21 protein-coding genes are annotated in these 23303 nt (G+C 44.2%); 10 read left to right on the top strand and 11 right to left on the bottom strand.

Annotated features, from left to right (window positions below; genetic code table 11):
• Nucleotides 1-121: 121 nt before the first annotated feature.
• Complete coding sequence (locus tag MKX71_RS04170) at nucleotides 122-469, bottom strand: general stress protein (RefSeq protein WP_003233729.1); 348 nt, start codon at nucleotides 467-469, stop codon at nucleotides 122-124.
• A gap of 243 nt (nucleotides 470-712) precedes the next feature.
• Here MKX71_RS04170 and MKX71_RS04165 point away from each other — a divergent pair, with 243 nt between their 5' ends.
• The 5 genes from MKX71_RS04165 (at nucleotide 713) to yfmF (ending at nucleotide 5022) form a co-directional block, all read left to right on the top strand.
• Nucleotides 713-1081 (top strand): YfmB family protein, encoded by a 369-nt coding sequence (locus MKX71_RS04165; RefSeq protein ID WP_339231767.1) that lies wholly within the window; start codon nucleotides 713-715, stop codon nucleotides 1079-1081.
• 109 nt (nucleotides 1082-1190) lie between these two features.
• Nucleotides 1191-2138, top strand: a complete 948-nt coding sequence (gene yfmC, locus MKX71_RS04160; protein ID WP_042978069.1) for a Fe(3+)-citrate ABC transporter substrate-binding protein YfmC — start codon at nucleotides 1191-1193, stop codon at nucleotides 2136-2138.
• Between the two features lie 71 nt (nucleotides 2139-2209).
• Nucleotides 2210-3211, top strand: a complete 1002-nt coding sequence (gene fecD / locus MKX71_RS04155; protein ID WP_015482945.1) for a Fe(3+) dicitrate ABC transporter permease FecD — start codon at nucleotides 2210-2212, stop codon at nucleotides 3209-3211.
• A complete protein-coding gene (gene yfmE, locus MKX71_RS04150) occupies nucleotides 3208-4209 on the top strand; it encodes a Fe(3+)-citrate ABC transporter permease YfmE (protein ID WP_003243506.1) in 1002 nt (333 codons plus the stop codon). Before fecD ends, yfmE begins: the two co-directional genes overlap by 4 nt.
• A gap of 12 nt (nucleotides 4210-4221) precedes the next feature.
• A complete protein-coding gene (yfmF, locus tag MKX71_RS04145) occupies nucleotides 4222-5022 on the top strand; it encodes a Fe(3+)-citrate ABC transporter ATP-binding protein YfmF (RefSeq protein WP_003233737.1) in 801 nt (266 codons plus the stop codon).
• A gap of 572 nt (nucleotides 5023-5594) precedes the next feature.
• On the opposite strand, the gene MKX71_RS04140 is transcribed toward yfmF, so the two are convergent.
• Nucleotides 5595-7058: a formylglycine-generating enzyme family protein gene (locus MKX71_RS04140; protein WP_003244287.1), complete on the bottom strand. Its 1464-nt coding sequence runs from the start codon at nucleotides 7056-7058 to the stop codon at nucleotides 5595-5597.
• A 335-nt stretch (nucleotides 7059-7393) separates the two neighbouring features.
• On the opposite strand from MKX71_RS04140, the gene MKX71_RS04135 reads away from it, so the two are divergent.
• Nucleotides 7394-8614 carry an MFS transporter gene (locus MKX71_RS04135; RefSeq protein ID WP_003233743.1) on the top strand — a complete coding sequence of 407 codons (1221 nt, stop codon included), beginning with the start codon at nucleotides 7394-7396 and terminating at the stop codon, nucleotides 8612-8614.
• Between the two features lie 487 nt (nucleotides 8615-9101).
• Nucleotides 9102-10121 carry an NADP-dependent oxidoreductase gene (locus tag MKX71_RS04130; protein WP_029317502.1) on the top strand — a complete coding sequence of 340 codons (1020 nt, stop codon included), beginning with the start codon at nucleotides 9102-9104 and terminating at the stop codon, nucleotides 10119-10121.
• A gap of 52 nt (nucleotides 10122-10173) precedes the next feature.
• On the opposite strand, the gene MKX71_RS04125 is transcribed toward MKX71_RS04130, so the two are convergent.
• Entirely contained in the window at nucleotides 10174-10620 is a 447-nt protein-coding gene (locus MKX71_RS04125; RefSeq protein ID WP_015252579.1) for a GNAT family N-acetyltransferase, read from the bottom strand.
• Nucleotides 10621-10687: 67 nt separating this feature from the next.
• Complete coding sequence (locus tag MKX71_RS04120; protein ID WP_015252580.1) at nucleotides 10688-11818, bottom strand: DEAD/DEAH box helicase; 1131 nt, start codon at nucleotides 11816-11818, stop codon at nucleotides 10688-10690.
• A 172-nt stretch (nucleotides 11819-11990) separates the two neighbouring features.
• On the opposite strand from MKX71_RS04120, the gene MKX71_RS04115 reads away from it, so the two are divergent.
• A complete protein-coding gene (locus MKX71_RS04115) occupies nucleotides 11991-13547 on the top strand; it encodes an ABC-F family ATP-binding cassette domain-containing protein (RefSeq protein WP_014476110.1) in 1557 nt (518 codons plus the stop codon).
• Nucleotides 13548-13666: 119 nt separating this feature from the next.
• Here the strand turns inward: MKX71_RS04115 and MKX71_RS04110 are convergent, their stop codons facing one another.
• From MKX71_RS04110 to yfmT, 7 genes are all read right to left on the bottom strand, one after another.
• Nucleotides 13667-13822, bottom strand: coding sequence for a hypothetical protein (locus tag MKX71_RS04110; protein WP_080262654.1), 156 nt, complete (start codon nucleotides 13820-13822; stop codon nucleotides 13667-13669).
• Nucleotides 13823-14112: 290 nt separating this feature from the next.
• Nucleotides 14113-15303, bottom strand: coding sequence for an MFS transporter (locus MKX71_RS04105; protein ID WP_327847445.1), 1191 nt, complete (start codon nucleotides 15301-15303; stop codon nucleotides 14113-14115).
• Between the two features lie 65 nt (nucleotides 15304-15368).
• Nucleotides 15369-15791 carry a MerR family transcriptional regulator gene (locus tag MKX71_RS04100; protein ID WP_014479143.1) on the bottom strand — a complete coding sequence of 141 codons (423 nt, stop codon included), beginning with the start codon at nucleotides 15789-15791 and terminating at the stop codon, nucleotides 15369-15371.
• Between the two features lie 124 nt (nucleotides 15792-15915).
• Entirely contained in the window at nucleotides 15916-16362 is a 447-nt protein-coding gene (locus MKX71_RS04095; protein ID WP_327847446.1) for a YfmQ family protein, read from the bottom strand.
• Between the two features lie 122 nt (nucleotides 16363-16484).
• Entirely contained in the window at nucleotides 16485-18374 is a 1890-nt protein-coding gene (locus MKX71_RS04090) for an ABC-F family ATP-binding cassette domain-containing protein (protein ID WP_327847447.1), read from the bottom strand.
• Between the two features lie 133 nt (nucleotides 18375-18507).
• Entirely contained in the window at nucleotides 18508-19368 is an 861-nt protein-coding gene (locus tag MKX71_RS04085) for a methyl-accepting chemotaxis protein (protein WP_003233767.1), read from the bottom strand.
• Nucleotides 19369-19381: 13 nt separating this feature from the next.
• Nucleotides 19382-20839 (bottom strand): benzaldehyde dehydrogenase, encoded by a 1458-nt coding sequence (gene yfmT, locus MKX71_RS04080; RefSeq protein WP_003244104.1) that lies wholly within the window; start codon nucleotides 20837-20839, stop codon nucleotides 19382-19384.
• A 249-nt stretch (nucleotides 20840-21088) separates the two neighbouring features.
• Between yfmT and MKX71_RS04075 the strand changes: the two genes are divergently transcribed.
• Nucleotides 21089-22474, top strand: a complete 1386-nt coding sequence (locus MKX71_RS04075) for an amino acid permease (protein WP_327847448.1) — start codon at nucleotides 21089-21091, stop codon at nucleotides 22472-22474.
• A gap of 91 nt (nucleotides 22475-22565) precedes the next feature.
• Complete coding sequence (locus tag MKX71_RS04070) at nucleotides 22566-23273, top strand: YjjG family noncanonical pyrimidine nucleotidase (RefSeq protein WP_116316373.1); 708 nt, start codon at nucleotides 22566-22568, stop codon at nucleotides 23271-23273.
• The last annotated feature ends 30 nt before the right edge of the window (nucleotides 23274-23303 follow it).

Raw genomic sequence — 23303 nt, 5'->3', positions numbered from 1 at the left:
TTGAGGGACATTCAGAACCGAAAATGTTCCGCTATCCTATTGCGGCATTCTGCAAAATCCCACCGCAAAGACCGCAAAAAAACCAAAAGGCCGACATTGGCCTTTTGGTTTTTTCCTTGCTTTATGCCCAAGCTTTCACTTTTTCGTTATCTGTCACAAAGAGAAGCACTTTTCCTTCATCTAAGCGTTTTTCAAATTGAGCGGCTTCATCTTCAGAAAAACCGATTTCGTGAATTTTATTGCGGAGCTCATCTCCTTTTTTATTGAAGATATTTCCCACCGCGTGCTTGAAACCTGTTTCTTTGGCTCCGATCGTGTTGGCGTTCGTGTTGTCTGCCAGGCGTTCCGTTCTGTCATCGTCGTGAGCTAAGACGTATACATCCTCTTTCGCAACACCCATTTTCTGCAATTCCTCTACATCCTTCATGAGCTGTTCGTCATTTGTATACTCTTTTACAACTGGTTTCATGTCGATATTCCTCCTTCATGTTTTCTATATTTCTTTCATACCCGATCGTCTGTACCTGAAACAGATTCCAGAACATTAAAGAGAAAAACAGGAGGAATGGTAGTAGCTATTTGTTTTCCGTCCATGGTAAAGTGATAGGAACGGGACCTATTTTCAGAAAAATCAAAATTAAGGAGAAGCCGCTGCACGGAGCACACGACCATGAAACGCTGCCTTTATCCGTACGAGCAGGAGGTATGTCTAATGCAATACTTTTCACCAGAACAGCAATACAATGCTTGGATTGTGAGTGATTTAGTCAAACAGATTTTCCATAAGCGTGCCGGATGTTCACCAGGAATTCACGAGCTTGCGGTTTTTGCCGAGGAACATTTTCATATCGATATCGACTTTGTTTTCTCGATTATCATGAATATCGGCGACATTGAATTTGCACTAACAGATGAAATAGAAAAGAAATTGTCCGGTTATCTCAGCACTCTCCTTCCTTATGTCACTGCTGATATGTTCGAAACCTCTAAAGCCAACGCCCATGCGTTTTTGTCTCGAAGACACGGTAACGCTTCATACCACTTATTTGTGTCTGCTGATGCTTTCATGAGAAAGCAGTAAAAAACGCATCTTTCTTTACTAAAAAAATATTGACATGATAAGCCATGCTATTATAGTGTTACATGTGATAATGATTCTCATTACTAAATCTGAAAAAAGGAAGAATGACATGCGCACCTATTCTAACAAGTTGATTGCCATCATGAGTGTTTTATTGCTCGCCTGCCTCATTGTATCCGGCTGTTCATCAAGCCAGAATAACAACGGAAGCGGCGAAAGCAAGTCTAAGGATTCCAGAGTGATCCATGACGAAGAAGGAAAAACGACAGTAAGCGGCACACCTAAGCGGGTGGTTGTACTTGAGCTTTCATTCTTGGATGCTGTTCACAATCTCGGCATTACGCCGGTGGGCATCGCCGATGACAACAAAAAAGATATGATTAAAAAGCTTGTCGGCAGCTCCATTGATTACACATCTGTAGGCACACGCAGCGAACCCAATCTTGAGGTCATCAGTTCCTTGAAGCCTGATTTAATCATCGCTGACGCTGAGCGCCATAAAAACATTTATAAACAGCTGAAAAAAATCGCCCCGACGATTGAATTAAAAAGCCGTGAAGCGACATATGACGAAACGATCGACAGCTTTACGACCATTGCTAAAGCATTAAATAAAGAAGATGAAGGAAAAGAAAAGCTTGCCGAGCACAAAAAAGTCATCAACGATCTAAAAGCCGAACTTCCGAAAGATGAAAACCGCAACATCGTTCTCGGCGTTGCAAGAGCGGATTCCTTCCAGCTTCATACATCATCATCCTATGACGGAGAAATCTTTAAAATGCTAGGCTTTACACACGCTGTGAAGTCAGATAACGCCTATCAAGAGGTCAGCCTTGAGCAATTGAGCAAAATCGATCCTGATATTTTGTTCATCTCAGCCAACGAAGGCAAAACCATTGTAGATGAGTGGAAAACGAACCCGCTCTGGAAAAATCTCAAAGCGGTGAAAAATGGACAAGTCTATGATGCGGACCGTGACACTTGGACAAGATTCAGAGGCATCAAGTCTAGTGAAACAAGCGCCAAAGATGTGCTTAAAAAAGTGTATAATAAATAGGACAAATGAGAAGCGAGGGGAATCCTTGCTTCTTCGTTTTTGCCACCAGACGCAGTAAGGAAGTGAGACTGTTGTATCATTCAGCCAAACGGCGCTCATCATCAAGACTGATGATGTTCATCATTGCACTGATTATTTTTATATTTGGGCTTGGGCTGAATCTTTCAGTAGGAGCCTCAGACATCGGCATCATAGATTCATTGAAATATCTTTTTGTATGGGACGGTTCAAAGGAACAGCTCATCATCTCTACTCTTCGCCTTCCCCGCACATTAATCGGCGTTTTTGTCGGCGCCAGCCTAGCTGTAGCAGGGGCGCTGATGCAGGCTATGACCAGAAACCCTCTGGCTTCACCCCAAATTTTCGGTGTGAATGCGGGTGCATCGCTTTTTGTCGTTGCTTCTCTCGTCATTCTGCCGGCATCGCCCTATTCATCTGTTATATTCGCTTTTGCGGGTGCGGCAGCAGGCGGCGCGATTGTGTATATGATTGCCTCATCCGGCGGAATGACACCTGTCAAGCTGGCGCTGTCAGGAATGGCCGTGCACTTGTTCCTCTCCTCTATGACACAGGCCATCATTATTTTAAATGAGTCAGGTGAGGATGTTCTGTACTGGATGACAGGCGCAATCGACGGCAGCAACTGGCAGGACGTCATAACCATCGCTCCGTTTTCTGTCATTGGCATCGGGCTTGCCCTCGTATTTTCCGGTTCTGTTTCTGTTCTCGGTCTCGGAGACGAAACAGCAAAAGGGCTTGGACAAAATATGAACGGCATCCGGATTCTGATCAGTTTGATTATTTTAATCCTTTCCGGCGCTTCCGTAGCCGTCGCCGGGCCGATTGGCTTTGTCGGGCTGCTCGTCCCGCATATTGTCCGCAAGCTGATCGGAGAACATTATCAATACGTGCTTCCGTTTTCGGCACTGTTCGGTGCCATTTTGCTGGTGTACGCAGATGTTCTGGCCAGATGGATTGCATTTCCTTATGAATCACCGGTCGGCATTGTCACCGCGATTATCGGAACGCCGTTTTTCTTATATTTGGCAAGGAAAGGGCGACATCTGAAATGAAGAAAACAACCAGAAAACAAAAACGCCCCTTGCTGGCGATACTCATATTGGCCGTGATTTTAATCGTTCTGTCCGTCATCAGCATTGGAATCGGTGCATTATACATTTCACCTGATGCGGTAGTGACGAATCTGCTGGGACTGGATCATTCCTTTGAATTTATCATCCAGCAATATCGTCTGCCCCGCATCATATTAGCGATTTTGGCCGGTGCTGGGCTTGCCGCTGCTGGAGCAATTTTACAGGGTGTGATCCGAAATCCGCTCGCTTCCCCGGACGTTGTCGGCATTTCAAAAGGCTCCGGACTTGCGGCGATGGCTGTGATTCTCATCTTTCCTGAGTCGCCGGTATACGTGCTTCCGTTCTCCGCATTTGCCGGAGCCGCCATTATTGCTGTACTATTATTAATGATAGCCCGAAAAAAGAGCATTCAGCCCTCTTCACTGGCTTTATCAGGCATTGCTTTAGGCGCGGTCTGCCACGCCGGTATGCAATATATGATGGTCAAGTTTCCGGGCGACGTGAATGCTGCACTCATTTGGCTGACAGGAAGCCTCTGGGGAAGAAACTGGGAAGAAGTCAAGCTGCTTGCGCCATGGCTTTTAATTCTTTTTCCGATCGTCTGCATACTCATACCGAAGCTGGATCTTATGTCACTCGGGGATGAGCTTGCACAGGGTCTCGGAGAAAACGCAAACCGGCTGAGATTCATCCTGATTTTCACCGCGGTGGCGTTGGCGGGAAGCTGTGTAGCCGTCGTCGGCTCAATCGGTTTTATCGGCTTGCTTGCTCCGCATATCGCCAGACGGCTTACCGGAGAAAAAGCTAAATATTTACTGCCTGCATCGGCATTGATTGGTGCTATTATATTATTAATTGCAGATACGTTAGGGCGCGGCATCATGCCTCCGGTTGAAATACCTGCCGGAATACTGACAGCCGTGATCGGCGCGCCTTATTTCTTATATTTATTGAAATTCGAAGCGAGGAAACAGTAGGGAGAGGATACCATGGGAAAACTGGCTGCAGACCAGCTCACTCTTTCATATGACAGTACAGTGATTATTGACGGAGTCGACTTAAAGATAGAAGAAGGAAAAATCACTGCGCTCATCGGCGCTAATGGCTGCGGTAAATCAACAATCCTCAAATCGCTCGCCAGGCTGATGGCCCCGAAAAGCGGTACAGTGCTACTAGAAGGAAAAGACATCCACCGCCAGCCATCAAAAGAAGTCGCAAAAAAACTGGCCATTCTTCCACAATCTCCTCAGGCTCCTGAAGGATTGACGGTAGAGGAATTATGCTATTTTGGCAGACATCCTCACAAAAAGCTGTTATCCAAGCATACCCAAGAGGATCATGACATGGTAGAGTGGGCGCTAGAAGCAACGGGCATGATTGAACTGAAGGATCGGACGCTGGATGCCCTTTCAGGCGGCCAAAGACAAAGAGCCTGGATTTCCATGGCACTTGCGCAAGGCACTGATTTGCTTTTGCTTGATGAGCCGACCACGTATTTAGACATCTCACACCAGATTGAAGTGCTTGAACTGCTGAAAAAGCTGAACCGCGACCATGGCCGCACCGTTGTCATGGTGCTCCATGATTTAAACCAAGCCGCTCAATATGCTGACTATCTGATCAGTGTGCTGGACGGAAAAATATACAACGCCGGAACACCGGAAGATGTGTTCACCCAGCCATTTTTCCGTGAAGTCTTCGGCTTGGAATGCTGCATCATGAGAAGCCCGATCGACCAGAAGCCAATGTGCCTGCCGACGGGACTGTGCCCGAAATTACGGGCGAAATGAAAAGGAGAGGAAATCCCTAGGGCTGTCGAGAAACGTGACAGCCTTCATTTTCCCTTATAATATTTTATTCTCACATAATTGATGATAATCTTAAAAAACTGGTCATTCTTCTTATGTTCTATACGAGATACTCTTTTAACATAAAGTTAAATCTGTTCTTATTGACCAACTTGTTAAAGTTATTTCATCTATTCGAATCTTAACACATAGAAAAGCTGAAAGAATTATAGTAAGTCATCCTCGAAATGCGTGAAAAGACAAAAAAGAAAAGCGACAAAATTAGCTTATGTATCAGAAAAAGAATAATCAAAACAGATGCTTTGCTATTGCAGGCTCAGCTTAAAATCGAAATGCTAACTAACTGAATCTTCTATATTTCTCACAATAATATACAGAAGATCGTAATACCTAGCTAAGATCGAGCTTAATGGCTCTTTTTCTGATTCTCAATCCCTGATAATTTTGAAAAGCATTTAAAATAAAATCTTGTAGAAAAAACATTGTTTTTTCTACAAGCTGAACATTATTACACAATGTTAGTATACTTTTATCAAGTCTCTAACCTAGAATGATTAATAAATTGCTTTATTAGTAATTGGCCCATTAATTGATTCTCTAATTTTATATACTGGAATATTCTTTACGCATCTAATCCCCATTTCATTGTGTCGACAGAAAGGAATATCTTTTGCTCTAAAAGAAGGGAACATTAAGCCTGGATGAGAGAAGAATGATCCTCCTTTAAGAACGGCAAATGAGTTAACACTATTAAATGGTACATTCTCAAAAATAGGGTGGAAAGCTCTCTTTGTTTTAAGCTCACTTCTAGTCCACTCCCATGTTCCGCCGATCATACCGCATACTCCATAGGGACTTTCACCATTTTGCTCAAAAATATCACTTGTTAAATGATTTAATTCTTTATCAGCATGAGCTTTTAATAAATTTTCTCTCCAGGACTTTAAAGAAGTAATGGGTTCATTATAAAGACTTCCAGCATATTGAACCTTTGCAGGATCAAATTTATCTCCCCAAGGCCAGACATTACCCTTTTCGCCTCGAGCAGCTTTTTCCCATTGAAACTCGGTTGGCAATTCTTTCCCCTTATATCTTGCGTAAGCAAATGCATCATAAAAATCTATACCTGTAACGGGATGATTATCTAAATACCTATCATCCCAATATGTATTTCTTCTATGTTGTTTATTCTGCGGTTCATTAGGATGACAGAATATATGCCCATTTTCCTCTATGAACTCGGTAAAGATATCATAATCTTTATTTGTAACAGGATACTTATCGATAAAAAATGGAGGTAACCATACTTTTTGTCTAGGAACAGCATCTTTCCAATTAAATGTTTTGTCAGGAATTTCATTTTCATTTAAACCGAATTCAAAAAAGCCACCCGGAATTAAAATCATCCCATCTTCTTCTGTTTTTTCGAATTCCTCTATTAGACTTTGAGGAATTTTTTCTTCAAAGTCAAAGTTATTAGGAAGTATACCATTTTGATCAAAATAATTTTTTAGCATTACTAGCTCTTCATGTTTTTCAACACCGAATATATCTAATAATGTACTTAATACTTTTTGGGCCCCTAATCCCACAGGTTTTTTAGGGTAGCTTATACTCTCCCGGACATCATCAATGATCGAAGACAAATATGCTACAGATTCTTCAATTTTATGATTTGCACAGACATCCATAGCTTTAAAAGAAACTAAATCATCCGGATCCTGGGTTAGATTGATTATAGTTTCTACAGCAGAGAAATAAGGTACCCATTTTTCAACGAAATCAATTAATCTATACCTTATGTAAGTATTCGGATAAGCAATACACATCCCAAACACATTTTCCGCTGCTACAGGGTGTTGAATTTTATTTAGTAGAGTCATAATTCTATTATCGATTAAACTCTTAAAATCATTTTTTTTATTTTCTGGAACAGAAGTAATAAGTTCTTCAACTTCAATTAATATTTCTATATCTTTATTGTAAATTGATTTATGATCTTGCATTAATAGAGTCAAATTACGATAACCTCCCGATTTGTTTGTTGAAATAAGGAATAGCATTAAATGCTATTCCCTAAGTGTTTACCATTTTTCATTAGTATAAAGAACCGGGCTAACAATCGATTTTCTCCAGTTTTTTCTTAATTTTCTCATGGTTTTCCCCCCTTTAATAAGATATGTGGTTCCCTGAATATTGATAGAATAGTCAGAGAACTTAAATAAACAATAACAATAAATAGAATAAAAGTAAATAGTTTACAAGGAAATTTTTTCTTTACTTTTGTTGTTTTAAGGTGTTTAAATATGTTTAAGCTCTTTACCGAGAAAAATTATTCCAAGGGAGGATACATATGAGTAAAGGTTATTATTCTATTTTATTTAGCCAGACCACTACAAATTTAGGTTTTTCTCTATATACTATGGTAGTGATTTCGTTTTTGTTTAAAATGACCAATTCGACAACCATCGCCTCTATGGTGACATTAATAAGTATTATTTTTCGTATTTTTGGAAGTGCTATATTACCGTTAATAACAATTCGATTAAAACTGCCTCTTACAATAATTATTTCTCAATTGATACAAATGCTGTTATTAATATGTTTGTTCTATGCTTTATTAAGAACTTACTCTAATCAAACTCTCATTTTAGTCTTTATTATTATTAGCTGTATTTCCTTTTTTAATGGATGGTTCTCACCTTTAAAAAGTGCAATTATAGGGGAAATAATCTCTCCTGATAGAAGAGTAAAAGCAAATGGATTATTATCTACAGTGGACCAAACTTTTCAATTTGTAGGCTGGTCTTTAGGTGGTCTCATAATTGCATTTTTAGGTGAGGGATATACCATTATACTTACTATCTTTTTGTTGTTTACATCTCTTCTTTCTCTTTTATTTTGTCTACCACATGGCCACGCTAATTCTGTCATACGTGAAAAAAATTCTCCCAATAAGAGTATAGTAAGTGGTTGGCGGTATTTATTTAGCCAAAAGAAACTTAGAACAATTATTATTATGGATTTAATTGAGTCATGGGCAGGAATGATTTGGATAGGATCTGTCTCTTTAGCTTTCGTTAACGAAGTCTTGCATAAAGGAGAATCATGGTGGGGATTTATTAATGGAGCATATTATTTAGGTTCGATGATAGGGGGATTTATAATATATAAGCTGTCGGAGAGATTTCAAAATAAGTTAATTAATTTTATGTTAATTGGCGCTGTCTCATATGGAAGTTTAACTTTAATATATGGTTTTATAAGTAATTCATACTTAGCTCTAATTTTGGTTCTCTTTATGGGGCCGGCTTATATATTAAGAGATCTTACACAAGAAACACTTATTCAGAACATAACAACCGAGCAAACTCGAATTAATATAATGTCTGCAAGGTCTTCTTTAGTACAGTTCATTTTTATGTTTTCAATTCTGGCTATAGGGGCTATTTCAGATTTCCTTGGAGTTCGTTTAGTTTATGTTTCAGCAGGTATTCTTTTATTAGTGTCCGCAATATATGGATTTTCTCAATTACAATTCAAAAAAAAGGTAAATAAACATATAAGCTTTTAATAAATATATAAAATTTAATTATGTTTTCGTTTTCGTTTGCTTTTTCGCGTGTTTAATTAATAAGTAAACATTACTTTATTGACCAAAAGAAAATGGTTGAGTACCATCAATTATCTGTTTCAGAAAAACTCGGCATAAAAGGAAAAAATTGAACAAATCTTTGCTGATGTAAAAAAATCGCATAGACTTTGCTATTGCAGATTGATGCGAAAGCAAAATGTGAACGACTAAGCTCCCCCTCGCAGATGCTTGCAAGAATATGAAAAAGAATCGACATACACACTAGCCAATCTTAGCTAGGTGTACAGGAGCTCTTTTTCTGTTCTGTTTTCTAATAATGATAAATGACTAAAGAGAACTTTTAAAACAAAAGAGCTTGTAGAAAGCATAAGCTCATCTATAACCTTTTTTGTATGCCAGCTTACCTTTTGTATTTCCTCTCCTGTCCATGTTACAGTGGTGTCAACCAAGTGATAGGAGGATGAAAATGACAGCATCTCAGCAGCAAATTCAATTAGCAAGACGTCCACAAGGTATTCCTGTTCATGAAGACTTTCGCTTTGAAACCATTCCGGTTCCTGAACCCAAGCAAGGGGAAGTGCTTGTCAAAACGCTTTATGTATCGGTTGACCCTTATATGCGCGGCCGTATGCAGGATACGAAGTCATATGTTGAGCCGTTCGCCTTGGATGAAGCGCTTTCTGGCGGGGTTATCGCTGAAGTTGTGTCAGACGGGAATCATCTGAAAAAAGGCGATATCGTCATCGGAAATCTCAGCTGGCAGGAATTTTCCGCTGTGAGCGAGTCTGCCTTGCGAAAAATTGATACAAGCCTTGCTCCCGCTTCGGCCTATCTCGGCATTTTGGGAATGACCGGCTTAACAGCATACTTCGGATTGCTGGACATCGGACGCCCGAAGGAAGGCGAAACCGTGGTTGTCTCCGGAGCTGCTGGAGCCGTCGGTTCAACAGTCGGGCAAATTGCCAAAATCAAAGGCGCGCGAGTCGTCGGCATCGCGGGCTCTGATGAAAAAATCGACTATTTAAAACAGGAGCTTCAGTTTGACGAAGCCATCAATTACAAAACAGCGGATGATATCCAAAAAGCGCTTCAAAACGCTTGTCCTGACGGTGTCGATGTGTATTTTGACAATGTCGGCGGACCGATTTCAGACGCGGTGATGAATCTGCTCAATGAATTTGCCCGCATTCCGGTGTGCGGCGCCATTTCTTCCTATAACGCAGAAAGCGAAGCAGATGACATGGGCCCTCGTGTCCAATCAAAACTCATTAAAACGAAGTCGCTGATGCAAGGCTTTATCGTAAGCGACTACTCCGATCGTTTTTCTGAGGGAGCAAAACAGCTGGCCGAATGGCTGAAGGCTGGTAAACTCCATTACGAGGAAACCATCACAGAAGGCTTCGAAAACATTCCTGACGCGTTTCTCGGTTTATTTAAGGGAGAAAATAAAGGGAAACAGCTGATCAAGGTCAGTGATCCGAGCTGAATGAAGATGAAAACGGGAGGGCTTTTTGCCCTCCTTTTGTGTTTCGATGAGATCAGTTGCGAAGAATCAGCGTAAGAAAACCATCTTCATCAGGTTCCGTGTCTTCTAAAGTGAATCCTGCTGCTTGAAAGCAAGCTAAACTGATTCGATTGTCTTCTTCAATGCATGCCACCCATTCTCGCACGCTAGTAAAATCAGGTTCGGTCATCAGCTTTTGCAGTATCCGTTTTCCGTACCCTTGAAGCCGGTACAAAGGATTGACGATCAATCCAATATACGTCCGCTCCTCTCCGAACTCAATAACGACCATCCCTGCCGGCAGCTGTCCATCATACGCCATGATGACAGTATCGTGTTTATCTTTATTTACTCGTGCGTACCACTCATCTAATGGCAGCATCCCATCCATTCTCCGTCTGGTATCCTCATTCTCAAACCAGTGTTCAAGTATTTTCAGCTCTGGCTCCTGCATTACTTGAAACCTGTCTATTGAAGCCATTTTCCCACCTCCGCGCAAAATCTTTTCTATTATTTTACAACAAAAAAAGGGCTTTCCGCCCTCCTTTTTATTTCGTCTTCAGTTTTCCGCCTGCATACACAGCTTCACTCAGCTCAACACCAAGCTTCTTCGCCATTTTTTTCAGCTTTGATTCCTCCAATTTTGTCACAAGGCTCAGCACGTTGCCTTCTTTTCCGGCCCGGCCTGTTCGTCCTGATCTGTGGACATAGCCATCTTCATCTGGAATATCAGCATGAATCACGTATGGCAGGTTTTCAATGTCTAAACCGCGTGCGGCAATGTCAGTCGCCAATAAAAGAGGAAACTCTCCGTTTTCGAATGCGGCAATGATTTTCGCCCGCTCCATTTTTTTCGCTTCGCTGTGCAAAACGCCGAGTTCAACGTGGTGATATGCCAGCTTTTCCGCATATACACTCAGGTTGCCAATGTCTCTCACAAATACGAGTGCCTGCATGCCTTCAAGCCTTGACAGCTTTTGCAGCAGCTTTACTTTGTCACGCTGGTCACAAATGAGATATTGATGCTTCACTTTCCCTGCCTCTGCCTTGCTTCGCTGCACCTTCAACACCTCAGGCTCTTGCGCCAATTCGCGGAGCACATCCTCTGTTTCCTTTTTAAGCGTGGCAGAGAAACATAGAAGCTGGCGGTCTCTTAATGTCGTTTTAATAATTTGTTTGATCGTCTCGCGATGCTCCGGCAGGATAAGCTGATCCGCTTCATCAAGTACAATCGTTTTCACTTCATGCATTTTGAGTTTCTTTGCTTTAATCAGTTCAAATACCCTGCCTGGCGTGCCGACAATGATATGCGGATGTTTCTTTAGCTTTTCGACCTGCTTCTTCACATTCGCCCCGCCGATTAAGGAAGCCGCGCGCAGCTCTGAGCCCGCTTTCCAATCCTGAATCACCTGAAAAATCTGCATCACCAGCTCACGGGAAGGCGCTAAAATCACCGCCTGCGGATGCTTTTGCTCTGGTTTGATCCGCTCCAAGACCGGCAGCGCATACGCCAGCGTCTTCCCTGTGCCTGTCGGCGATTCTGCAATGACATCCTTTCCGTCCATGATCAGCTGGGCTGCCTGCTCTTGAACAGGGGTTGGCGTTTGAAAGCCGGAAGCATTCCAATTCTCTTGTATAAATGATTGTGCATTATGTAAAAATGGCCAAGTTTGCGTCATTTTGTTCTCCTCAATTCCTGAAATCTATTCCATAGTATCTCAAAACCTCGCCCGGAACGCAATTTTTCTTTTTCTTTCCTATACCTTTCAACATTCCGAATCCTCCTTTATAATCAAAAGGGTGAATATTACACGCCGATTGTGCGTGTTTGATAACGATAGAGGTGTAAACATGAGTATTTTATCTGTAAAGGATTTAAGCCACGGCTTCGGGGACCGGGCCATTTTTAATAACGTTTCCTTCCGCCTGTTAAAAGGCGAGCACGTCGGCTTGATCGGCGCAAACGGTGAAGGAAAGTCAACCTTCATGAATATTATTACCGGAAAGCTTGAACCTGATGAGGGAAAAGTCGAATGGTCAAAAAATGTCCGTGTCGGCTATCTGGATCAGCATACCGTGCTGGAAAAAGGAAAATCTATTCGCGACGTCCTGAAAGACGCATTCCATTATTTATTTGCGATGGAAGAGGAAATGAACGAGATTTACAACAAAATGGGCGAGGCTGATCCCGACGAGCTCGAGAAGCTGCTTGAAGAAGTCGGCGTCATTCAAGACGCGCTGACAAACAATGATTTTTATGTTATTGATTCCAAAGTGGAAGAAATCGCCCGCGGCCTCGGCTTGAGTGATATCGGTTTAGAGCGCGATGTCACCGATTTGAGCGGCGGCCAGCGCACAAAGGTCCTTCTCGCTAAGCTTCTCCTTGAAAAGCCGGAAATTCTGCTTCTCGATGAGCCGACCAACTATCTTGATGAACAGCATATTGAATGGCTGAAGCGCTACCTGCAGGAATACGAGAACGCGTTCATTCTGATTTCCCACGATATTCCGTTCTTAAACAGCGTCATCAACCTGATTTATCACGTTGAAAATCAAGAGCTGACACGCTATGTCGGCGACTACCATCAGTTTATGGAAGTCTACGAGGTGAAGAAACAGCAGCTTGAAGCGGCCTACAAAAAGCAGCAGCAGGAAGTCGCGGAGCTGAAGGATTTCGTTGCCCGCAACAAAGCGCGTGTCAGCACGAGAAACATGGCGATGTCCCGCCAAAAGAAACTCGATAAGATGGATATGATCGAGCTTGCGGCAGAAAAGCCAAAGCCGGAATTCCACTTTAAGCCGGCGAGAACGTCAGGCAAGCTGATTTTTGAAACGAAGGATCTCGTGATCGGTTACGATTCCCCGCTGTCCCGTCCGCTCAACCTCCGCATGGAACGCGGCCAAAAAATCGCCCTTTACGGCGCAAACGGGATCGGAAAAACGACGTTGCTGAAAAGTTTGCTTGGCGAAATCCAGCCGCTCGAAGGCTCTGTAGAACGCGGTGAGCACATCTATACCGGCTATTTCGAGCAAGAGGTCAAGGAAACAAACAACAATACGTGCATCGAAGAAGTATGGAGCGAATTCCCTTCTTATACGCAGTATGAAATCCGTGCCGCTCTGGCAAAATGCGGACTGACGACAAAGCATATCGAAAGCCGCGTCTCCGTATTAAGCGGAGGCGAAAAAGCGAAAGTCAGATTGTGCAAGCTAATCAACTCAGAAACAAACCTGCTGGTGCTCGATGAGCCGACAAACCACTTGGATGTCGATGCCAAGGAAGAGCTCAAGCGCGCTCTGAAAGAATATAAAGGCTCCATTCTGCTCATTTCCCACGAGCCAGACTTTTATATGGATATTGCGACAGAAACGTGGAACTGCGAGTCTTGGACGACGAAAGTGCTTTAATTTATAAAAAAACCCGCCTGCTGAAGGGCGGGTTTTTTACTGCCATTTTTTGTGAACGATTCTCAAAAGCTCTCTGTCTTTTAAAATGAGCTGCAATGGAGATGTGAATTCATCAAGTGTCAGCTCTCTTTTGGCAGACAGCTCAAAATCCTCCTCATCTGCCCAAGCGGTAAACCACTCGACCGAGAAAAGCTGTTTTTCATGACGCTGTGTATGTATTGATAGAGCGTTTCTAAACATTTCTGATCATATTCGTCAGGTTTTGCCTTATCCATGGCAAACGTCCCCTCTACAGCATGAACCATCACTGAAATGGCAATCGTAAATGAACGGACACATTCTCAGCTTCTGCAAGATAAATCCCAGCCGCATCAATGCCTGACCGAAGCGGATGCCCTTTCCGCGAACGCCGTTCTTGCTGACCGAAAAAACCGGTTTCTAAAGGGAGTTTTCAGCCGGAAAATAGTAAAATTGTGTCATAAAGGTTGTCCTTTCCTGCACCAATTCGATTATGATGCATTATAACGAATAAAAAGACACTGCATATGCGCAGTGTCTTTCGTTATTAATGCCCCGCCTTAATTCCAGCAAGATGTTTACGTCCCATGAGAAGGACAAGCATGCCGACAAAAACGACGATTCCGCCTACTGTATATGGTGTGCTTGCAGTGAAATGTTCTGACAGCATTCCTGCAATCCACGGAGCGAGCGCGCCGCCGATGAAGCGGACTGAGCTGTAGGCTGAAGACGCGATTGAACGTTCAACCGGCGCAGAACCCATCACAGCGGTTGTCATGATCGTATTCACCATACCGAGGACAGCACCAGCGACAACGATACATGTAATAATCAAATTCTGATGGTCTGTCCAGATCCCCATAATAACGAGAATGGCCGCAAAGGCGATAAAGAGAACGACGAGCGAACGCACTGTGCCCAGCGCTTTGTGCACAAGCGGCGCCGTAAAGACTGACGTAATCGCCAGCAGAAGGCCCCAGCCGAAGAAGACATATCCAAGACCGTGTTCATCTAAATCCAGAACGAACGGAGAATAAGCAAGCAAAATAAAAAATCCAAAGTTGTATAAGAATGCCGATACCGCCATTGTTAAAAGGCCTTTATATTTGAGCGCCTTCATCGCATCAAACACACCGACGCGTTTCGCCGGTTTCGGCAATTTCGGAAGCATGAAAGAAATCGCGATTAACGCAATAAACATCAGGACAGATACTCCGAAAAACGGTGCGCGCCATGAAATGCTTCCAAGCTCTCCGCCTGCAAGCGGCCCGACAGAAATCCCGAGACCGAGCGCAGCCTCATACAAAATAATCGCTTGGGCGCTGCCGCCGACTGACACGCCGACGATAACCGCAAGCGCTGTTGAGATAAACAAAGCATTCCCTAATCCCCAGCCGCCGCGATAGCCGACTAACTGAGCGATTGAGCTTGAGCTGCCGCCAAGCCCCGCAAACACAATAATAAAAATAAGTCCGAGAATTAACGTCCATTTTGCGCCGATGCGGCTGGAAATGGCTCCTGAGAAAAACATCATAAATCCGGTTACAAGCAAATAACTTGTAAACAAGAGTGATACTTCACTAGGTGAAGCATGTAATTGTGCGGCAATGGCCGGAAGAATTGGATCGACCAGCCCGATTCCCATAAAGGAAATCACACAGGCAAATGCGACAGCCCATACCGCTTTTGGCTGGCTGAGCAAGCCTGTTTTCTGATTCACTTGTTTTGTCTTATCCATTTGACCTGACCTCCATCTTTATTCCATTAAAAGAAACGCTACAAAAATAGCGTTTGGCAAACTTTTCATTCGATTGATTGAATGGCGCGTTCCGCTTTGCCTTTCATGCCTTGCAGGCGTTCTTTAAAGCTTTGGAATGTGCGGATTTTCTCATCAATCAAACTCAGCTGGTGATTCAGGGTTTCCTGAATTTCCTCCAGTTTTTCTTTCCGTTCCTTAGGATCCAGTGACAACAAATACCCCTCTTTGTTTAACTCTAGCTGGCGGCTGGTTTCCATGAAATGCTGAAGCTCCTGAAGGGAAAAACCGAGCACCTCTTTTGTGCTGATGACTTTCTCAAGCTCCTCCATATCATCCTCTGAATAAAGCCTTACACCGCCGTCTGTCCGTTTCGGCGCCGGAATCAAGCCGATTTCTTCATAAAACCGGATGGTCCGCTTTGTCAGTCCGCTCCTTTTGGCCACTTGATCAATCTTCATCCATTCCAAGGTAAATCCCCCTTCGCCGTTTCTGTTACCATTATACACCTTTTGAACCTTAACGTAAACGTTAAGTTTTAAAAAACAATAAAAAAGACGAGCAGCATAAAGCACCCGTCTTTCACTTTCCTGTTTAAGCTAAACTTCCCGCCACTGACAGAGACTCTTTTTGAAGGCTTTCAGAAAGCACTCGATACGCGATCACTTTCTTCTTGTACTGTTTCACGACGTCGATATGGTCGTCGTAACGGTACACGAGCAGCTTCACGTCTTTTTTTCCTTTTTTTGTATCTATCACCAGCGGCGTGCCGCCGTTTTCCGGATGTAAATAACGCTCTTCATCACCTGGATAGATATAATATTTTTCCAGGAAGACAGCTTCGTTAAATTGGTCAATCACTTTCTGCTTCTCTGCACCCTCGAGGCGTTTTCCATCTAGAGAGAGACTCGCATTTTCGTCACTCAGCTTGGCGTGCACTTCAAATTTGCCGAGCAGCCATTCTATGACGCCTGTAGGAAGACAGGTTAATACGATTTTCACCAGACTCATGAGAATTAACATCACGATCGCCCATGTCATACTTCATCATCTCCGTTAGTTTTCCATGTGCCGCTGACACACAACTTTATCCTAACATAAGCAGGCCGGTTCGTTTTTGTCCATTATGTGAAAAAAAGCGCGGCCTGCTGCGGCCACGCTTTTTAGCTTTCCAGTTCTTCGATCATGAGGGACAATTCTGTCCAGCGGTCCATCGCAGCCTCAAGCTCTTCCGCAGTTTTCGCCTGCTCGGCCATCAGCTCTTGGATTTTGCCAAAATCACTGCCTGCTGCGGCGATGTCAGCTTCGAGCTGCTCATGCTTTTCTTCCAGCTGGGCAATTTTATCTTCGATGCCGTCCCATTCCAGCTGGTCTTTGTAAGAAAGCTTTTTCCGTTTTTTCTTCGGCTCGGCTTCAGCCGATTTTTCATCAGCTGCCGGTTTTGGGGCCGCTTTTTTCGCTTTTGACTCCTCCATATAGTCGCTGTAGGAGCCTTGAAAGCGGGAAATGACGCCATTTCCTTCAAATACAATCAAACGGTCGACGACGCGGTCAAGGAAATAGCGGTCATGGGATACGGTGATGACGACGCCAGGGAACTGGTCAATATAATCCTCAAGAACGCTTAATGTTTCAGTATCCAAATCGTTCGTCGGCTCATCGAGAAACAGGACATTCGGCTCCTGCATGAGAACCTGAAGCAAGTATAAACGGCGTTTTTCCCCGCCGGACAGCTTGCGGATATACGTCTGCTGCATCGAACGCGGGAAGAGGAAACGCTCGAGCATTTGTTCAGCTGTAATCATATCGCCATCTGCCGTTTTTACGACCTCCGCCGTTTCTTTTATATAGTCAATGACCTTTAACTCACCGTTCATTTCACTATGATCCTGAGTATAGTAGCCGATTCTGACCGTCTGTCCGATCGTAATATCGCCTCCGTCCGGCGTATGACGGCCGGCAAGGGCATTTAACAGCGTTGTTTTCCCGATGCCGTTCGGCCCGATGATCCCGATCCGTTCACCTGGTATGACAAGTTCATTAAAACGGTCGACGAGCATGCGGCCGTCATAAGCGATCATGACGTTCTCCGCTTCAATAACCTGTTTTCCGAGACGGTGCGAGCCAATGGCAAAATCGAGTGAACCTGATGACTGAGGGCCTTTCTGCTCTTTAAGCGTCTCTACCCGGTCAATTCTCGCCTTTTGTTTTGTGGAGCGGGCTTTCGCTCCTCGTCTGAGCCAGGCCAGCTCGCGGCGCAGCAGGTTTTGCCGCTTCGTTTCCTTTTGCTCAGCCTGCGCTTCCCGTTCCGCGCGTTTTTCTAAAAACACTTCATAGTTGCCTTTGTACGTGTAGAGGCTGCCTCTTTCAAGCTCATAAATGCGGTTGGTGACACGGTTTAAGAAATATCTATCGTGCGTCACCAGCATGACGGCGCCGGGATATTGGCTTAAATACCCTTCAAGCCACTCAATCGTTTCATTATCCAAATGGTTTGTCGGCTCGTCCAAAATGAGCAGATCAGCGGGCTGAATTAAGTTTTTGGCAATGGCTACCCGTTTTTTCTGGCCGCCTGAGAGCTCATTGACCGGTTTTGTTACGTCTTTGACGCCCAGCTTAGACAATACGGTTTTTGCCAAGGTGTTTGCATCCCATGCATTGTTTGCGTCCATTTTCGCTTGTGCTGCCAGCAGGTGTTTCTGGCGCTGTTCATTTTCGGGATCTTTCCCCAGTTCATACAGCGCTTTTTCATATTCACGCAAGGTTTTCATCACAGCCGATTCACCGGAATAGATATGCTCCAGCACTGTTTGCCCCGCAGGCAGCTCCGGGTCTTGATGAAGAAATTCGACCTGCACGCTTCCGGATTTCGTGATTTCTCCTTCTTCGATAGATTCCAAGCCGGCAATCACTTTCAGCAGCGTTGATTTTCCTGTTCCGTTCGGCCCGATCAATCCGATTCTCTCATTCTCTTCAATATGAAAGGAGATATGGTCAAATAATGTTTTATCTCCGTATGTTTTATAAAGATTTTCCGCTTTTAATATGCTCATGGTTCCTATCAATCCTCACGTAAGTTCATGTGTACATTTTAAATCAGCCGCTGGAATAAAACTAGTAAAACGTCAGACAAATTTCATGGAAATGCAGGATAGTAAAAGACCGGGGACATTTGTCCCCGGTCTTTTACTCTTCCTCAAGCGCTTTTTCAGCCATTTTTGCAAGATGCTGTGCGCTTCCTGAAATCTCCTGCATTGTGGCGGAAATTTGTTCAACAGCAGCGGCTTGTCCGTCTGTATGCTGGTTAATCGACTCAATGGATTCCTCCAGCCCTTTCAGCAGGCTGTGGATTTTTTTCGTAATCTGGTCAATTTGGCCGACATTTTCTTTTGAATGCGTTGCTAGCTTTCTGATCTCATCTGCGACGACAGAGAAGCCTTTTCCGGACTCCCCTGCTCTTGCCGCTTCGATCGCGGCGTTCAAGCCGAGCAGATTACTTTGGTCAGAGATGCCTTTAACAGTTACTGAAATATCGGCGATTTCACCGGCGCTTTCGCTTACTTTTTTCGCCTGAGAGGAAATGCCCGACATTTGAGTTGAAAACCCGTTAATTGATTCAGAAATGTCGGAAATAGCCGCGGCTGTTTGTTCAACGACAGCTGATAAGCTTTCTGCGACATCATGCAGCTTTGACGACTCCTCAAGGCTCGTTCCGAGGCCGACGCCTCCAATGACTCTTCCATTCTCGTCGTGCAGCGGGATGGCACGCGCGATCAATGGGAAGCCGAACAATTCTTTCGGAACCATGCTCGTCTTCTTCTGATTGCTTCGGATGGCATCTGTGATGATATCCCCTTCCTGCAGCGGATCGCCGGCTTTTACGTTCAGCGAAAAGGTTTTGGCCGGTATATTCACGAGCAGTTTTTCCGTATCATAAATGCCGATTGTAATATCATCCTGAACCAGGCTGTTTAAATAAGGGGCTACTTTGATAAATGCGTCCAGAATATCTGCGGTTTCTTTTTCCGTATTTATGGTCAATTCCATTCACTCCTTTTCATTAATAAGGGAAGCTGCGTTTTTCGTGCTGGACCGAGATCCATTTCAGCGTTGTAAATTCTTCGAGGCTCCACTCACCGTTTAAACGGCCGAGGCCTGATTGCTTTTCACCGCCGAAGGCTACATTCGGTTCATCATTGATGGTCGTGTCATTGACGTGAATCATGCCTGTTTCAATGCGTTTCGCAAAAGCCACGCCGCGCTCAAGATTTGACGTATGTACGGCACCGCTCAAGCCAAACGGGGTTTCGTTTGCGATATCCACCGCTTCGTCTTCTGAATCAAACTTCATAAAGGAGACGACTGGTCCGAACAGCTCTTCCTTGGCAATGCTCATGAACGGTTTGACGTCTTTTAAGATCGTCGGTTCCACGATCGTCCCGTTAAATCCGCCAAGCTTCACTGGTACAGCGCCTTCTTCAATTGCTTGCTCAACAGTCTTCATCAGCCCGTCCGTCTGTCTGCTGTTGATTAATGGCCCGATAATCGTATCAGGATCCATTGGGTCGCCGACTTTCAGCGATTCCACTTTTGCCTGGTACAGCTCAAGGAACTTGTCATAAATAGAAGAATGAACAAGCACGCGGTTGGCTGACATGCAAATCTGTCCTTGATGTGTAAATCGGCTGAACACCGCCGCATTGACCGCATATTCTATATCTGCATCCTCAAGTACGATGAAGGCACTGTTCCCGCCAAGCTCAAGAAGCGGCTTTTTAAAATGCTTCATCGCAAGCTGTCCGATGTAGCTGCCGACTTTCGTAGAACCGGTAAATGAGATGATCCGCGGCACTGGATGCTCAACGAAGCTGTCGCCGATTTCAGCAATGTCTGTGACAACAACATTCAGCAGCCCCGCTGGAATTCCCGCGTTCTCAAAAATTTTCGCAATCAGCGTTCCGCCGCAAATCGGCGTTTCCTCATGCGGCTTTAGCACAACGCCATTGCCGGCTCCGAGTGCAGGCGCCACTGATTTCATAGATAAAAAGAATGGGAAGTTAAACGGACTGATGACACCGACAACGCCTGCCGGCACGCGATATAATCTGTTTTCCTTGCCATCTATTGTGGACGGAAGAATTTTCCCCTCCATGCGGATTGGGAACGTTGCCGCTTCTTTTATGATGTTTTTGACAAGACCGATTTCAAAAGCTGCTTTGAGCCTTGTACCGCCTAGCTCCTCCATAATCAAATAAATAATGGCTTCTTCATTTTCTTCAATATACGTGACGGCTTTTTCTAAAATGGTTCTTTTCTCGAACGGGTTGACCGCATCCCATTTTTTCTTTGCCAGCGCCGCTGCCCGATACGCTTCATCTACATCGTCAGCAGTCGCTTTACGGAATGTTGTGAATGTTTTTTGAGTATAAGGATTTTTGTTTTCCAATACATTTGGGCTGCTGCCCTCCTGCCATTTCCCGCCGATAAACTGTTTATTCAACTCTTCATATTGAAACATGGTCAGCATCTCCTTTATAACCGCAAATCAAAATATGGGCGAATCTATTTTTTCTATCGGTTCATCTTGCATAAAATTGAATATACGATTAGTAAAAATTACTATCCTATGATACGACAACGCTGTTTCGCTTCTATCATTTAAAGCAGAAAAATATTTTATTGACTGCGTCAAATTTCGACAATATAATACAACAAGAAATGCATATAATGATTAGAATATTTTGAATATTTATAGGAGGAACTTTTGATGAGTTCATTATTTAGAAAAAAACCGCTTGAAACATTGAGTGCGCAGAGCAAGTCAAAAAGCCTTGCCCGTACGTTAAGCGCATTTGATTTAACCTTGCTCGGTATCGGTTGTGTCATCGGTACAGGGATTTTTGTCATTACAGGAACAGTGGCAGCGACCGGTGCAGGTCCCGCCCTCATCATATCGTTTATTTTAGCGGGGCTCGCCTGTGCGCTGGCTGCTTTCTGTTATGCTGAGTTTTCGTCTTCCATTCCGATTTCGGGAAGCGTGTACTCATACTCATACGTGACACTTGGAGAGCTGCTCGCCTTTTTGATCGGATGGGATCTTATGCTTGAATATGTCATTGCACTGTCGGCGGTTGCCACCGGCTGGTCTTCATACTTTCAATCACTGCTTGCCGGCTTCAATCTTCATATTCCGGCTGCACTGACAGGAGCGCCGGGAAGCACGGCGGGCGCCGTATTTAACCTTCCGGCTGCGGTGATCATTCTCCTCATCACTGCGATTGTCAGCAGAGGCGTCAAGGAAAGCACACGCTTTAACAACGTTATTGTACTGATGAAAATCGCGATCATTTTATTGTTCATTATTGTCGGCATCGGCTATGTGAAACCGGACAACTGGTCTCCTTTTATGCCATTCGGGATGAAAGGCGTCATACTTAGCGCTGCCACTGTATTCTTCGCGTACCTTGGGTTTGACGCGGTTTCAAACGCATCAGAGGAAGTGAAAAATCCGCAAAAAAACATGCCCGTCGGCATTATTTCAGCTCTAGCCGTCTGCACGGTTCTGTACATCGCGGTATCGCTTGTGCTGACAGGCATGATGCCTTATGCCAAATTGAATGTCGGAGATCCTGTATCTTTTGCGCTGAAATTCGTCGGACAGGACGCTGTTGCCGGAATTATTTCTGTCGGTGCGATTATCGGGATTACGACGGTGATGCTCGCTTTGCTGTACGCTCAGGTTCGTTTGACATTTGCCATGAGCAGAGACGGCCTTCTGCCTGGATTGTTCGCAAAGGTTCATCCGTCATTTAAAACCCCGTTCCGCAACACATGGCTGACAGGGATCGTTGCAGCGGGAATCGCCGGCTTTATTAACCTCGGAACGCTGGCCCATCTGGTGAACATGGGAACACTTGCCGCGTTTACGGTCATTTCCGTTGCTGTCATTGTGCTAAGAAAAAAACATCCTGAAATCAAGGCGTCCTTCAGAGTGCCGTTCGTTCCGGTTGTGCCAATTATCAGCGCAGGCATCTGCCTTTGGTTCATGAACAGCCTTCCCGGCGTCACATGGCTTTCATTTGTCATCTGGATCGCTGTCGGAACGCTGGTTTACTTCCTATATTCGAGAAAACACAGCTTATTAAACAAATAATCTCTTTTCAGCCGGCGGTGCCTCACCCGCCGGCTTTTTCCTTTTTTTATGTGCTATACTTTGAATACATATGAGAAAGGGAGACACACAGATGAAACGATACCGCACTTTATTATTTGATGTAGATGATACCATCCTTGATTTTCAAGCGGCAGAAGCTTTAGCCCTGCGTTTGCTGTTTGAAGATCAGAACATTCCTTTAACAAATGACATGAAGGAGCAGTATAAAACCATCAATCAAGGTCTCTGGAGAGCCTTTGAAGAAGGTAAGATGACACGGGATGAAGTCGTAAACACACGTTTCTCCGCTTTGCTCAAGGAGTACGGTTACGAAGCGGACGGCGCCTTGCTTGAGCAAAAATACCGCCGCTTTCTTGAAGAAGGACATCAGCTTATTGACGGTGCATTTGATCTCATCTCAAATCTGCAGCAACAGTATGATTTGTACATCGTGACAAACGGTGTGTCTCACACACAATATAAGCGTCTCCATGATTCAGGATTATTTCCATTCTTCAAAGACATTTTCGTTTCTGAAGACACAGGCTTCCAAAAGCCGATGAAGGAATATTTCGATTACGTGTTTGAACGGATTCCTCAATTTTCAGCAGAGCACACATTAATCATCGGGGATTCACTAACTGCTGATATCAAAGGCGGACAGCTCGCCGGGCTTGATACTTGCTGGATGAACCCTGACATGAAGCCGAATGTGCCAGAGATCATACCAACCTATGAGATTCGTAAGCTTGAAGAGCTATATCACATTTTGAATATCGAAAATACCGTCAGCTGCTAATCAGGCTGACGGTATTTCTTTCATAAGAAT

The sequence above is a fragment of the Bacillus sp. FSL M8-0071 genome, assembly GCF_037975455.1.
In the GTDB taxonomy this organism is placed as follows: Bacteria; Bacillota; Bacilli; order Bacillales; family Bacillaceae; genus Bacillus; species Bacillus subtilis.
Note: the sequence above shows the minus strand (reverse complement) of the source record. Positions and strands in the feature narration are given on the sequence as shown.